General features: G+C 65.8%; 11 protein-coding genes. 10 read left to right on the forward strand and 1 reads right to left on the reverse strand.

Annotated elements, in window-relative coordinates; all coding sequences use genetic code 11:
- The first annotated feature begins 97 nt into the window (after positions 1-97).
- Positions 98-1,315 (forward strand): argininosuccinate synthase, encoded by a 1,218-nt coding sequence (locus FHW81_RS03835; RefSeq protein WP_003092065.1) that lies wholly within the window; start codon positions 98-100, stop codon positions 1,313-1,315.
- 91 nt (positions 1,316-1,406) lie between these two features.
- Here the strand turns inward: FHW81_RS03835 and gloA are convergent, their stop codons facing one another.
- Positions 1,407-1,793: a lactoylglutathione lyase gene (gloA, locus tag FHW81_RS03840; protein WP_003110007.1), complete on the reverse strand. Its 387-nt coding sequence runs from the start codon at positions 1,791-1,793 to the stop codon at positions 1,407-1,409.
- Between the two features lie 376 nt (positions 1,794-2,169).
- On the opposite strand from gloA, the gene mexP reads away from it, so the two are divergent.
- The 9 genes from mexP (at position 2,170) to FHW81_RS03885 (ending at position 14,121) form a co-directional block, all read left to right on the forward strand.
- Complete coding sequence (gene mexP, locus FHW81_RS03845; RefSeq protein WP_003117521.1) at positions 2,170-3,327, forward strand: multidrug efflux RND transporter periplasmic adaptor subunit MexP; 1,158 nt, start codon at positions 2,170-2,172, stop codon at positions 3,325-3,327.
- Positions 3,324-6,485: a multidrug efflux RND transporter permease subunit MexQ gene (gene mexQ, locus FHW81_RS03850; RefSeq protein ID WP_003453571.1), complete on the forward strand. Its 3,162-nt coding sequence runs from the start codon at positions 3,324-3,326 to the stop codon at positions 6,483-6,485. The genes mexP and mexQ overlap by 4 nt, the downstream gene beginning before the upstream one ends.
- Positions 6,482-7,957 (forward strand): multidrug efflux transporter outer membrane subunit OpmE, encoded by a 1,476-nt coding sequence (gene opmE / locus FHW81_RS03855; protein ID WP_003162728.1) that lies wholly within the window; start codon positions 6,482-6,484, stop codon positions 7,955-7,957. Before mexQ ends, opmE begins: the two co-directional genes overlap by 4 nt.
- Positions 7,958-8,554: 597 nt before the next feature.
- Positions 8,555-8,749 (forward strand): heavy-metal-associated domain-containing protein, encoded by a 195-nt coding sequence (locus FHW81_RS03860; protein ID WP_003453567.1) that lies wholly within the window; start codon positions 8,555-8,557, stop codon positions 8,747-8,749.
- 228 nt (positions 8,750-8,977) lie between these two features.
- Complete coding sequence (locus tag FHW81_RS03865) at positions 8,978-9,259, forward strand: hypothetical protein (protein ID WP_161789441.1); 282 nt, start codon at positions 8,978-8,980, stop codon at positions 9,257-9,259.
- On the forward strand, positions 9,150-10,187 hold the full coding sequence (locus FHW81_RS03870; RefSeq protein ID WP_003119554.1) for an HOASN domain-containing protein: 1,038 nt from the start codon (positions 9,150-9,152) through the stop codon (positions 10,185-10,187). The genes FHW81_RS03865 and FHW81_RS03870 overlap by 110 nt, the downstream gene beginning before the upstream one ends.
- A gap of 32 nt (positions 10,188-10,219) precedes the next feature.
- Positions 10,220-11,206 carry an HOASN domain-containing protein gene (locus FHW81_RS03875; protein WP_023090408.1) on the forward strand — a complete coding sequence of 329 codons (987 nt, stop codon included), beginning with the start codon at positions 10,220-10,222 and terminating at the stop codon, positions 11,204-11,206.
- Between the two features lie 30 nt (positions 11,207-11,236).
- The gene (gene purB / locus FHW81_RS03880; protein ID WP_023091110.1) at positions 11,237-12,670 is read left to right on the forward strand and encodes an adenylosuccinate lyase; all 1,434 of its coding nucleotides are present in this window, start codon (positions 11,237-11,239) and stop codon (positions 12,668-12,670) included.
- On the forward strand, positions 12,670-14,121 hold the full coding sequence (locus FHW81_RS03885) for a class-II fumarase/aspartase family protein (RefSeq protein ID WP_012613756.1): 1,452 nt from the start codon (positions 12,670-12,672) through the stop codon (positions 14,119-14,121). Before purB ends, FHW81_RS03885 begins: the two co-directional genes overlap by 1 nt.
- The last annotated feature ends 15 nt before the right edge of the window (positions 14,122-14,136 follow it).

The following is a 14,136-nucleotide window of genomic DNA, read 5'->3' on the forward strand; positions in this document are numbered from 1 at the left end:
TGTCGCTTTTGCGTCTAAAGCTGTCGCCCCTCTGTAATTTCCCGAATGCCCTGCGTAGAATTGTCGCTTTTCGTGACGACCCCCGTGGAGTGATGGCATGGCGGATGTGAAGAAGGTAGTCCTGGCGTATTCCGGCGGCCTGGATACCTCGGTAATTCTGAAGTGGTTGCAAGATACCTATAACTGCGAAGTGGTGACCTTCACCGCCGACCTCGGCCAGGGCGAGGAAGTCGAACCGGCTCGCGCCAAGGCCCGCGCGATGGGCGTCAAGGAAATCTACATCGACGACCTGCGCGAAGAATTCGTCCGCGACTTCGTCTACCCGATGTTCCGCGCCAACACCGTCTACGAAGGCGAGTACCTGCTGGGCACCTCCATCGCTCGTCCGCTGATCGCCAAGCGCCTGATCGAGATCGCCAACGAGACCGGCGCCGACGCCATCTCCCACGGCGCCACCGGCAAGGGCAACGACCAGGTCCGCTTCGAGCTGGGCGCCTACGCGCTGAAGCCCGGCGTCAAGGTGATCGCGCCCTGGCGCGAGTGGGACCTGCTGTCCCGCGAGAAGCTGATGGACTATGCCGAGAAGCACGGCATCCCGATCGAGCGCCACGGCAAGAAGAAGTCGCCGTACTCGATGGACGCCAACCTCCTGCATATCTCCTACGAAGGCGGCGTGCTGGAAGATACCTGGACCGAGCACGAAGAAGACATGTGGAAGTGGACCGCTTCCCCGGAAAACGCGCCGGACACCCCGACCTACATCGAGCTGACCTACCGCAAGGGCGACATCGTCGCCATCGACGGCAAGGACATGACCCCGGCCGAGGTGCTCACCGAGCTGAACCGCGTCGGCGGGATCAACGGCATCGGCCGCCTCGACATCGTCGAGAACCGCTATGTCGGCATGAAGTCCCGTGGCTGCTACGAGACCCCCGGCGGCACCATCATGCTCAAGGCCCACCGCGCCATCGAGTCGATCACCCTGGACCGCGAAGTGGCCCACCTGAAAGACGAGCTGATGCCCAAGTACGCCAGCCTGATCTACACCGGCTACTGGTGGAGCCCGGAGCGCCTGATGCTGCAGCAGATGATCGACGCCTCGCAGGTCAACGTGAACGGCGTAGTGCGCCTGAAGCTGTACAAGGGCAACGTCGTGGTGGTGGGCCGCAAGTCCGACGACTCGCTGTTCGACGCCAACATCGCGACCTTCGAGGAAGACGGCGGCGCCTACAACCAGGCCGATGCCGCGGGCTTCATCAAGCTCAACGCGCTGCGCATGCGCATCGCCGCGAACAAGGGCCGCACGCTGTCCTGACCGACGCGCGCCGCCTGCGATGGAACGAAGAACCCCGGCCATGAGCCGGGGTTCTTCGTTCCGGATTGCTGAAAGCGATAGCCGGGGCCGTTCAGGAAGACTTCTGGATCAGTTCGATCTTGTAGCCGTCCGGGTCGGTCACGAAGGCGATCACGGTGGTACCGTGCTTCATCGGCCCGGCTTCGCGGGTGACCTGGCCGCCGTTGTTGCGGATGTCGTCGCAGGCCTGGTAGGCGTCGTCGACCTCGATGGCGATATGGCCGTAGCCGGTGCCGATCTCGTAGGCATCCACGCCCCAGTTGTGGGTAAGCTCGATCACCGCGGAATCCGCCTCGTTGCCATAGCCGACGAAGGCGAGGGTGAACTGGCCGTCGGGATAGTCGTTCTTCCTGAGCAGGGTCATGCCTAGCACCCGGGTATAGAAATCGATCGAGCGATCGATGTTTCCGACCCGGATCATGGTATGGAGAATGCGCATTTTCATTGCCTCGAGCTTCACGGTCAAAGGCGGATTTTACCATGTGGCCGGCAACCGGCTGCGAGATCGGGATCGTCCCCGTCCCGGCGACCGGCCCTTTGCCGGACTTCCCTTCCTACGGGGCGTTTCGCCTCTTCCCTGGGCCGGCCGTCGATAGCCGGTCGGCCTGCCTCCGCCACCCTCCCGAGCTGCCCGCTGCGTCTCCGAGCGTGCCAGGCGTCCCGCCCCCGGTGACCGGCCGAAAGCTCGCTGCGCCTTCGCCATGAGGTCGGAAAAAAGGGGGGTTGACCTTGCCAAGGTGTCAAGGTTGATAACCGGCCACGGAAGCGGTTTCGTCCAGCCAGGCCACGCAGGCTCAGACCAGGAAGGCACAACAATGAATCTCAGACACTTCATCCGCATCACCGCGACGCTAGGTGTCGCGGCCCTTATCGCTGGCTGCGGGGAATCGGCGCCGCCGGGGGCGGCGAGCGCCCCGCCAAGCGTTCCCGTCGCCGAGGTGGTGGTTCGCCCGGTGACACCCTACGCCGAGTTCACCGGCTCGCTGACCGCTGTCGAGCAGGTAGAACTGCGGCCGCGCGTCGCCGGCTACATCCAGGACGTTACGGTGCCGGAAGGCCGCCTGGTAGAGAAGGGCCAGCAACTGTTCCTCATCGACCCGCGCGTGTTCAAGGCGGCGCAGGATGCCGCCAGGGCACGCCTGCGCGAGGCCGAGGCCGCGGCGTTGCTGGCGCGCACCGAACACGAGCGAGCCGAGCTGCTGTATGCGCGGAAGGTCGTCGCCCGGGAGCGGCTCGACAGCGCCATCGCCTCGCGCAATGCCAGCAAGGCCCAGGTCGATGCGGCCAGGGCCGCCCTCGACGCGGCGCAACTGGATCTCGGCTTCACGCGGGTGACGGCACCGATCGGCGGGCGTGTCGGGCATATCCAGGTCACCGAGGGCAACTACGTCACCAATGGCGTCACCGCGCTGACCAGCATCGTTTCGGTCGATCCGCTGTACGTGTACTTCGATGTCGACGAGCGCACCTACCTGCAGGCCCTGGCGCCGACCCGCGGCAGGGAAGGCGAGCAGGCCCCCAGGGTCAAGGTGGCGCTGCTCACCGACGAGTCCTATGGACGAAGCAGTCGCCTCGATTTCCTCGCCAATGCCGCCGACCGCGGGACCGGCACGGTCCGGGTTCGGGCGGTGGTCGACAACCCGGACGGGCAACTGACGCCGGGGCTGTTCGCCAAGGTCAGGCTGGAGACCGGCAAGCCTCGCGAGCAGGTGCTGGTCGCCGACCATTCCATCGGCACCGACCAGGGCCGGCGCTATGTGCTGGTCGTCGACGAAGGCAACAAGACCCAGTACCGGCCGGTGGAACTCGGGCCGATGGTCGACGGCCTGCGGGTCGTCCGCCAGGGCCTGCAGCCGGGCGAGCGCATCGTCGTCAAGGGCCTGGTGCGGCCGGACATGCAGATCACGCCGCTCCTTGCGGAAATCGATGGCACGCCCGTCGACCTGTCGAAGACCGTGGGGGCCGCACAATGACATTCCCACGCTTCTTCATCGATAGACCGATCTTCGCCATCGTTCTTTCGGTGCTGATGATGATCGGAGGCATCGTTTCGTTCTTCCAGTTGCCGCTGAGCGAATACCCGGCGGTGACGCCGCCGACCGTGCAGGTGACCACCGCCTATCCCGGCGCCAACCCCGACGTGATCGCGCAGACGGTGGCGACGCCGCTGGAGCAGGCGATCACCGGGGTCGAGGGGATGCTGTACATGTCCTCGCAGTCGGCCACCGACGGGCGAATGATCCTGACCATCACCTTCGACCAGCACATCGATCCCGACATGGCCCAGATCCAGGTGCAGAACCGGGTCTCGCGGGTGCTCTCGCGCCTGCCCGACGAGGTGCAGCGGCAGGGCGTGGTCACCCAGAAGACCTCGCCGGACATCCTCATGGTGGTGCACCTGCTGTCGCCGGAGCAACGCTACGACCCGCTGTACATCTCGAACTACGCCTACCTCCAGGTGCGCGACGAACTGCTTCGCCTGCCGGGGATCAGCGATGTGGTGGTGTGGGGCGCCGGCGAGTACAGCATGCGCCTGTGGCTCGACCCCGACCTGATCGCCGCGCGCGGGCTGACGGCGGGCGAGGTGATCGCCGCGGTACGCGAACAGAACGTCCAGGTGGCGGCCGGCGCCGTCGGCCAGGCGCCGGACTCCACCGCGGCCTTCCAGGTCACGGTGAATACCCTCGGGCGGCTGAGCGACGAAGAGCAGTTCGGCGACATCATCGTCCGCACCGGCGCCGACGGCCAGGTGACGCGCCTGCGCGACGTCGCGCGGATCGAGATGGGCGGCGATGCCTATGCGCTGCGCAGCCTGCTGGACGGCGAGCCGGCGGTGGCCTTGCAGATCATCCAGAGCCCCGGAGCCAACGCGCTGGATACCGCCGAAGCGGTGCGTGCCACCGTGGCGAGGCTCGAAGGCAACTTCCCGGCCGGCCTGAGCGCGCGCATCGCCTACGACCCGACGGTGTTCGTCCGCGCTTCGTTGCAGACCGTGGCCACCACCCTGCTGGAGGCGATCCTGCTGGTCGTGGTGGTGGTGGTGCTGTTCCTGCGTAGCTGGCGTGCTTCGCTGATTCCGCTGATGGCCGTGCCGGTCTCGCTGGTCGGCACCTTCGCCGTCATGCACCTGATGGGTTTCTCGCTGAATACCCTGTCGTTGTTCGGCCTGGTGTTGTCGATCGGCATCGTCGTCGATGACGCCATCGTGGTGGTGGAAAACGTCGAGCGCCACATCGAGAACGGCGAGCCGCCGCTCCAGGCCGCGCGGCGTGCGATGGACGAGGTCACCGGGCCGATCATGGCGATCACCTCGGTGCTGGCGGCGGTGTTCATCCCCACGGCCTTTCTCAGTGGCCTGCAGGGCGAGTTCTATCGTCAGTTCGCCCTGACCATCGCCATCTCCACCATCCTGTCGGCGCTCAACTCGCTGACCCTCAGCCCGGCCCTGGCGGGCCTGCTGTTGCGTCCGCGGCCGGCCGGAGGTGCGGTGGCGGGGCGCTTCCAGCGACTGCTCCAGGCCCTCGGCCGACCGTTGCGAAATGCCCCCGAGGCCTACGGCAACGCGGTGCGCAAGGTGGTGCGGGTGAGCGGCCTGGCCCTGGTGGTGTATGGGGGCCTGCTTGGCCTGACCTGGGTCGGTTTCCAGGCGGTGCCGCCGGGCTTCGTGCCGATGCAGGACAAGTACTATCTGGTCGGCATCGCCCAGTTGCCGAACGGAGCGTCGCTGGAGCGTACCGATGCGGTGGTCAGGCAGATGTCCCGGATCGGCCTCGACGAGCCGGGGGTGGAGAGCGTCGTGGCCTTTCCGGGCCTGTCGGTGAACGGTTTCGTCAACGTGCCGAACGCCGCGGTCATGTTCTTCATGCTCGATCCGTTCGAATCGCGCACCTCCGCCGATCTCGGCGCGCTGGCCATCGCCGGGCGCCTGCAAGCCAGGTTCGCCAGCATTCCCGACGGCTTCCTCGGGGTCTTCCCGCCGCCGCCGGTACCGGGGCTGGGAACCATCGGCGGCTTCAAGATGCAGGTCGAGGATCGCGGCGGCGCCGGGCTGGAAGCCCTGGCCAGGCAGACCCAGGTGCTGATGATGAAGGCCACTGAGTCCGGCCAGCTCGGGGGCTTGATGACCAGCTTCGATATCAATGCCCCGCAGCTCGAGGTGGTGGTCGACCGCACCAAGGTGAAGAGCCAGGGCGTTCGCCTGGCCGATGTGTTCGAGGCATTGCAGGTCTACCTCGGCTCGCTGTACATCAACGACTTCAACCGCTTCGGTCGCACCTACAAGGTCACTGCCCAGGCCGATGCGCCGCACCGCATGCAGGCCGAAGCCATCGGGCGCCTGCAGGTACGCAATGCCGCCGGGGCGATGTTGCCGCTGTCCTCGTTCGTCACCGTGACGCCCAGCTCCGGTCCCGACCGGGTGATCCACTACAACGGCTATCCGTCGGCGGATATCAGCGGCGGCGCGCTTCCCGGCGTCAGTTCGGGACAGGCGGTGGCGTTGATGGAGCGCCTGGCCGGCGAAGTGCTGCCCGAGGGCATGACCTTCGAATGGACCGACCTGACCTACCAGCAGAAGCTGGCCGGCAACAGCGCGCTGTTCATCTTCCCGCTGTGCGTGCTGCTGGCCTACCTGATCCTCGCCGCGCAGTACAACAGCTGGCTGTTGCCGCTGGCGGTCCTGCTGATCGTGCCGATGTGCCTGCTCAGCGCGATCGCCGGGGTGTGGCTGGTGGGCGGCGACAACAACGTGTTCGTCCAGATCGGGCTGGTGGTGCTGGTAGGCCTGGCGGCGAAGAACGCGATCCTGATCGTCGAGTTCGCCCGCACGCTGGAGGCCGAGGGCGCCCGTGCGCTGGAGGCGGTGGTCGAGGCTTGCCGCCTGCGCCTGCGGCCGATCCTGATGACCTCGCTGGCGTTCATCGCCGGCGTGGTGCCGTTGGTCATGGCCAGCGGCGCCGGAGCGGAAATGCGCCAGGCGATGGGCGTCGCGGTATTCGCCGGGATGCTCGGGGTGACGCTGTTCGGCCTGTTCCTCACGCCGGTGTTCTACGTACTGGTACGGGCACTGGCGGCGCACCTGGAGCGACGCGCCGGCGGCAGCCTGGCGCATCTGGAGGGAGGCCGTCCATGAAGCCATACCTGCGGTCTTCGTTGAGCGCGCTGATCCTGCTGGGCGGCTGTGCCGCGGTGGGGCCCGACTATGCGCCGCCGAGCGCGTCCGCACCGGCCAGCTTCGGCGCGATGCCGGCGGGTATCGATGGCGGTGGCGTGGAGATCGAGTGGTGGCGCGGGTTCGACGAGCCAGCCCTGGAGTCTCTGATCCAGCGGGCGCTCGCGGCGAACCTCGACATCGCCCTTGCCGGCGCGCGCCTGGACGAAGCGAAGGCGCTGCTGCGCGAGAACCGCGAAGAGTTCCTGCCGCGCGGAGGCCCGGCGTTCGATTACCAGGCCCGGCGGCGCGGCGAGGTGGAAACACCGGCCGGCCAGCAGCGCGACATCGAGACCTATCGCGGCGCGCTGGATGCTTCCTGGGAAATCGACCTGTTCGGCCGGGTGCGGCGCTCGGTGGAGGCCGCCGAGGCGCAGGCGGGCTCGCGCGAGGCCCTGCTGCGCAACGTGCAGGCGAGCGTCGCGGCTACGGTTGCCATGACCTGGTTCCAGCTACAGGGCATCGAGGCCGAACTTGCGGTGGTCCATGACATCGCCGGCAACCAGCGCGACAGCCTGGAGATGGTCGAACGCCTGGTCAGCGCCGGCTCCGCCCACGAGTTCGACCGGTTGCGCGCCGAAGCGTTATTGCACAACGTCGAGGCGGCCGTGCCCGACCTCGAACGGCGCCGCGCCGCCACCCGCAATGCACTGGCCGTTCTCCTCGCGGAAGCCCCGCAGGCCTTCAGCCCGCCGGTCGCCCGTGCCTCCGGGGAAAGGCTGACGCTCCGCACCCTCGGGGTCGGCGACCCGGCGGGACTGCTGGCGCGTCGCGCCGACATCGCCGCGGCCGAACGCAACCTGGCGGCCGCGACCGCACGTATCGGCGTCGAGACCGCGGGGCTGTATCCGCAGGTCGAGGTACGCGGCTCGATCGGCCTGGTCGCCGGCAATCTCGATGCTTTGGACGAGAGTGGTACGTCCTTCAACGTCCTGAACCCGGTGATTCGCTGGGCGTTACTCGACCGCGGTCGCGTGCGGGCGCGGATCGCCGCCAGCGAGGCCCGTGCGCAGGAGGCATTGATCCTCTACGACCGGACGGTGCTGCGCGCCCTGCAGGAGACCGATGATGCCTTCAACGGCTATGGCGCTGCCGCTGACAGGCTCCGCCTGCGCCTGCTCGAGGCGACGGCCAATCGCGAGGCGGCGCGCCTGGCCCGGGAACGCTTCGTCCAGGGGGACGGCGAGTACCTGGACGTGCTCGAGGCGGAACGCTCGGACTACCTCAGCCGGCGCGCATTGAGCATCGCGCGCACCGAGCAGCGCCTTGCCGTCGTGGGTATCTACAAGGCGCTGGGTGGTGGCTGGGAAGCCTGCGCGGGGGCGCGGCGCTGTGGCGTGGCTACCGACGATACCTCTCCAGGCGTGGCACGGCAGCGCGACAGTCGCTCCTGATCAGCCGCCGGCGGTTTCCGGCCGCCGGCCTTCGCTCGACTGCCTAGGTCGAGGGCCGTGCGGCGCGTCCTCCGGTTATTTGGCGAACCCCGGGAGTACGGATTGCCTGGCGCGGATCGCTCGTCCCTGTCCGCCTTATCGATAAGTCGGTTCCGAACTCTTTTTCGGTAGTTCATTCAGATGGATGAGTGAAGAGGGCAGATGGAAAGTATCTGCTCGGGACTTCAATGTTCAGAAGAGTGGGGAAGTATTACTTTCTCATTGTTCTTCAGGTACGTTCCGGCTGCCCGCCGTTTCTTATTGAACGAGGTCACTCTTGTGCCTCTGCGCTCGCGCCGCACGGAGACGTCGAATACATATCGTCGAGAGGTTCTTCAGTGGTGAGTGGAGCTGGCTGACGCGGTATCTCGGTTGCCTGGCGGAGTTGTTCTATATGTTCGTTCTTGGCTTTGCCCGTTGTTTGAAGTTTGCGGAATAACATCTGGAACTATTCATATGAATTTTTGAAAGTTTGGTTTACCTGAGAGATTTATGAGTTGACCTTGTCACGATGGCAGGACTCATGGTTCGCAGGAGTCAACAAACCAGGAGGTTGCGATGTTTTCTTTCCATATTCCGAACATGACCTGCGGCGGTTGTGCCAAGACTGTCACCCGTATCCTGCACGGCGTCGATCCCCAGGCGCGCGTAGAGACCGATCCCCCTCGGCGCGAGGCTAGGGTCGAGAGCACTCTGGACAAGCACGCATTCCTCGAGGCGTTGAGCGACGCCGGTTATCCGGAGGGCCGTTGAGTGCATGGGCATGACGCAGGCGTAGGGTCGGATAGTAGCGTTTCGCCCAGTGCCGGCAATAGGAAAATGATTTTCATTGAAGTCTGCGCGCCATATGCCATCAATGGCGCTTGGCTATTGTGGAAAGAACGCTTTGGAATTTGTAAATCAATATTTCAGTCGGCCGCGAGGTGACAGTTATGTGAACGGAAAGAGGCGCTGACAGGAAACCCTAAAAGTTATTCTCCGATGGATTCGCAGGCCTTTAGCTCGGGGTTTTTCGCAGCGCATCCAGTGTTATCGAAGAGCACCTTTCGGCGAACTCCTTTGTCCGCCGAGAAGGCCGCTGCATTGCTTGACCTTGCCACCGTGGCAAGCTTTACGGTCGCCCCGCACAACAACAAAAACAAGGGTGATCCAAATGACTTCAAATCCGTTACAGCAATGCTGCAGTTCTTCCTCCGATATGAATATCCGTTCCCAGCGGACAATGTCGGAACCTGCCCGAAATGCATCGGCTCTCCTGGCTGAAGCCTTGAAACCCGGTGCCTCCCTGGACCAGATCACGCTCGCGCTCGAGGCGATTCTCGCGGTCACGGCCAAAGGCCTGGGCGGCGATGCTTCGGCTTACGCGCAGTACCAGGCGTTGCTCCTGGAACTGCACGTAGGCAGCGATCCGCATACGGAGCCGACCCGCCGCTGGATGGCGAGCCAGGTCTACCTGGTCGAGGATCGTTTCGCTCCCGAGCCGGCCGGTTTCAGCGCCGTCCCGGTGGAGGAGTTCCGCAAGAAGGTCGACGCCGAGATCGAGGCGCGCAGCCGGGTGCGCCATCCCATGTCGGTCCACCTGTTCCAGGGCACGCCGCCGGTCGAGGACGTGCGCTTCTTCCTGGAACACCATTGGGTCCGTTCCTACAACTTCTACAGCCTCCTGGCGGAGCTGGCCTTCCGCTTCGAAAACATCGAGGACGCCTCGGTGTTCTACCGCAACCTCTACGGCGAGGCCGGGGCGGAGACGCCGGAGCGCTCGCACCCCGCGTTGCTGTCCCACCTGATGACCTACTTCGACATTCCGCTGCGCATCGATTTCCCGGCGCTGCATCCGCTGGAGAAGGCCTACCTCAACAACCGTATCCGTTGCGTGCGGCACACCGATGTCGCCTGGGGCCTTGCGCTCCTGTACGCGGTCGAGTCGGTGAGCTGCGTCAACCACCGGCGCATCTACGAACTCCTGCAGCGCCTGGGCGTGCCCGAGCAACCCAGCGAGTTCCATCGCCTGCACGGCACCCAGGACGAGATCGATACCGAGGAGATGTGGGCGCTGATCGCCAAGTTCGCGCCGAGCGAAGACTTCCAGCGCAAGTTCATGCAGTCGCTGGCGCGCCACTTCGAAATCAACCGGGCCTACTTCGACCTGCTCTGGGAGCAGATGCAGGCGAATTCCCTGGCCATGGCCTGATGCCTATCCAGAACAAGAACAAGGAGTACAGGATGAATACCCGCAATTTTTCCCTGCCGCAGTTGCAGAACCTGCCCATCGATGAAGCACGCATCGTTGCCGATGCGCTGGCCGTCCACGCTACTTCCCGCCAGATCGATAGCGCCGCGAGCAAGCTGGCCGCGCTGGCCGAGGCAGGGCTCAAGGGCGACCGCCAGGCCTATGCCGCGTACCAGCAGTTGCTCTACGTCCTTTCGTTGAGCGACGACGTGGCGACCGCCCAGACCCGGCGCTGGCTGGCCCGGGCGATCTATCGCGTCGAAGAGCGTTTCATGCCCGCCGCCGATCTTTCCAGGGCGCTGTCCGAGGAGGATTTCCAGAAGCGTCTCGAACAGGAAATCGCCGCGCAGTCCCGCGAGCGGCACCCGATGTCGCAGTACGTGTTCTCCGGCTCGGCCTCCCGCGCGCAGCTCCAGGTGTTCCTCCGTCACCAGTGGTTCCGCACCTTCCGCCTGTACCGCGATGCGGCCGACCTGTTGGTCAACCTGACCGATGTGGACGAGGCCGCGGCGCTGGCGCGCTACCTCTATGGCGAGTTGGGCGAGGAAGACGAAAAGGGTTCGCATCCGCGCCTGCTGGCCAAGCTGCTCGAAGCCATCGACCTGGAGGCGGACTTCCAGGCCGTGTCGACGATGCCCGAGGAAATCGCCTACCTGAACAATCGCGCCCGTGCCTTCCGGCATGCCGAGGTCGGTTGGGGGCTGGCGGTGTTCTACATCACCGAACTGGTCGTGCCGGGGAACCACGAAAAGCTCTATCGGGCCCTGCTCCAGGCCGGCCTGAGCGAGGACCAGGCGGAGTACTACAAGGTCCACATCAGCCTCGTACCGCCGCGGGCCAAGCGCGAATGGCAACTCATCGCGCGGCGGATTCCGGACGTGCAGTTCCAGAATGCGTTCCTGACCTCGCTATCGCAGCACTTCCGTGTGGAAAGGGCCTATTACGACGCGATCTGGGAAGAGATGCAGAGCGTCAAGTGACTTCCACCGGGACAAAGCGAGCACTCGAAAATGCCAAGTCACATTACGGAATCCCGTATACACGGGGGCGCCTACTCGTCCCCGGCATTCGCCGCGATCTTTTCCGATACCAACCAGGTGCGGAGGTGGCTGGATGTCGAGCGAGCCTTGGCGGCGACCCAGGCCGAGATGGGCATCATCCCCCACGAGGCGGCGCGGGAGATCGACCGCGCCGCCCAGGTGGAGCGCTTCGACCTCACCCAACTGGGCCGCGAAAGCCTGGAGACAGGGCACCTGCTGGTGCCTACCATCCGCGCCCTGGCGAGGTCGTGCGAGGGTAGCTGGGGGGAGTACGTGCACTATGGCGTGACCACCCAGGACATCCTAGACACCGGGCTGATGCTGCAGGTCAAGGAAGCCTGGGGCCATACGCTCGGGCTCCTGCACTCGATCCGTGGCCATCTGCTGGCGCTCGCCCTGCGCCACCAGCACACGCCGATGGTTGCACGCACCCACGGGCAGCAGGCGCTGCCCACGACCTTCGGCTACAAGGTCGCCGTCTGGGTGGATGAAATCGACCGTCACCTGGCGCGCTTCGACGAGGCGCGCGAACGCGTCCTGGTCGGCAACCTGACCGGTGCCGTGGGAACCCTGGCGTCGTTCGGCGCCCAGGGCTTCGAGCTACAGCGGCGAACCCTGGCCAGGCTTGGTCTCGGCGCGCCGTCGACCAGTTGGCACAGCGCCCGGGACCGGGTGCTGGAGGTTGCCGGGTTGCTGGTCCAGGTGTCGGTGACGCTGGGCCGGGTGGCGAACGAGATCTACCACTTGCAGCGCAGCGAAATCGATGAGGTACGCGAGGGCAGCCGGCCGGGACAGGTGGGCAGCAGCACCATGCCGCACAAGCGGAACCCGTCGTCGGTCGACCTGGTCAGCGCGCTGTCGCGGCTGGTGCGGGCACAGATGGTGGCGCTCACCGATGCCGCGTTCCAGTTGCACGAGCGCGACGGCACCGCCTGGCGCATCGAGTGGGCGGCGTTGCCGGAGCTGTTCGTCTACGCCGGCGCCTTGCTGACCCGCATGGAGTCGGTGCTGGCCGAGGGGCTCGAGGTGCGCGAGGAACGCATGCGCGCCAACCTCGACCTGCTGGGTGGGCTGATCCTGTCGGAGCGGGTCATGCTCGCGCTGGCGGGGCAGTTCGGCAAGCAGACCGCCCACGAACTGCTCCATGAGATAACCCAGGCCTCCCAGCGGCAGGGCGTTCCGTTCCGCGAGGCGCTGCTCGGGCAGCCAAGGTTGCGCGGCTGTTTCAGCGCCGAGGCGCTCGAAGAACTGCTCGACCCCGTCGGCTACGTCGGCCTCGCCGCCGAGATGGTCGACCTGGTCGCCGGCAAACCACGAACCGGCGCGTCGGGCGACAGGCCCGAAGGCGCCGCCTCTTCCCAAGGAAATCCCGGTCAGTCCCAGTACGTGATGGAGGATAGGTGATGGATGCTGAATCGCTGGAAATGCTTGCCCGTTCCTCGTGCACCGCGCATCCGCAGAGCTTCGGCGGCGCACCGGCCGAGTCGTCCTGCAAGCACGAACACAGTCACATCGTTGACTCTAAAACCCATGGCGGCGGCTACGCCGGCCCGGTGAGCCGCCGGATCTTCTGTAGCCACTGCCGCCTGCAACGCTGGCTCGACGTGGAGGCGGCGCTGGCGCTGGCGCAGGCCGATGTCGGCGTCATTCCGCCCGAGGCGGCGCTGGAGATCGCGAAGGCCGCCAGGCTTTCGGCCGTCGACCTGCAGCAGATCGCCGAGGGTGTGGCCAGCACCGGGCATTCGCTGATGCCCCTGCTGGGCGCGCTGCAAAGGAACTGCAGCCCCAGCGCGCGCGAGTACGTGCATTTCGGCGCGACCACGCAGGATATCCAGGACACCGCGCAGTCCCTGGAAATGCGCGATGTGCTGGATGAAACGGAGCGGGCGCTGGACATCCTCCTGGACCGGCTCTCGGTGCTGGCGAGCGGGACCCGCAATGCGCTGATGGTTGCCAGGACCCACTCGATCCCGGCGTTGCCGACCACCTTCGGGCTGAAGGTGGCCGGCTGGATCGACGAGTTGCTGCGTCACCGCGAACGCCTGGGCGAGGCGCGCAAGCGGATCCTGGTGGTGCAACTGTTCGGCGGCGTGGGCACGATGGCCGCCTTCGGCGACGAGGCCATGCTCCTGCTCGAAAGCTTCGCGCGGCGGCTGTCGCTGGACGTGCCGCTGGCGGGTTGGCACGTGTCCCGCGACCGGGTTACCGAGTTCGTCAGCACCCTGGCCATGGTCACCGCGTCCCTGGCGCGGATCGCCGACGAGATCCGCACCCTGAACCGCTGGGAGATCGGCGAGCTGGAGGTGGGCTGGACGCAGCAGCAGATCGGTAGCAGCACCATGCCCCACAAGCGCAATCCGGAAGGCTGCGAGCAGGTCGTGGTGCTGGCCCGGCTGGCCAAGGCCCAGGTCCTGCTCGCGTTGGACGCCATGATCCTCGAGCACGAGCGGGACTACCGCGGCACGCGCCTGGAATGGTGTGCGGTGGCGGACGTTTCCCACTATGCGCTGATGGCGCTGTCGCTGCTGACCGACACCATCGACGGGCTCACGGTCCACGACGAGACCATGGCGCGGACGGCGAATGCATACAGCGATGCGATCTGTACCGAGGCGTTCGTCTTCGAGATGGCCAAGCAACTGGGCAAGAGCAGCGCTTACGAAATCATCTTCGAGATCACCCAGGCCTGCCAGCGCAAGCGGATTCCGATGCGCCAGGCGCTCGAGTCGGATCCGCGGGTGGGCGCCGTCATGCCGAAGGAAACCCTGGCCAGGCTGTTCGAGCCGCGGACCCATCTCGGCATGGCCGGGACCATCGTCGACAAGGTGCTGGACAAGGTCGCCAGCCACCACTGAATCACCCGCCGCCAG

The sequence above is a fragment of the Pseudomonas sp. RC10-4-2 genome (assembly GCF_050433085.1).
Taxonomy (GTDB): domain Bacteria; phylum Pseudomonadota; class Gammaproteobacteria; order Pseudomonadales; family Pseudomonadaceae; genus Pseudomonas; species Pseudomonas aeruginosa.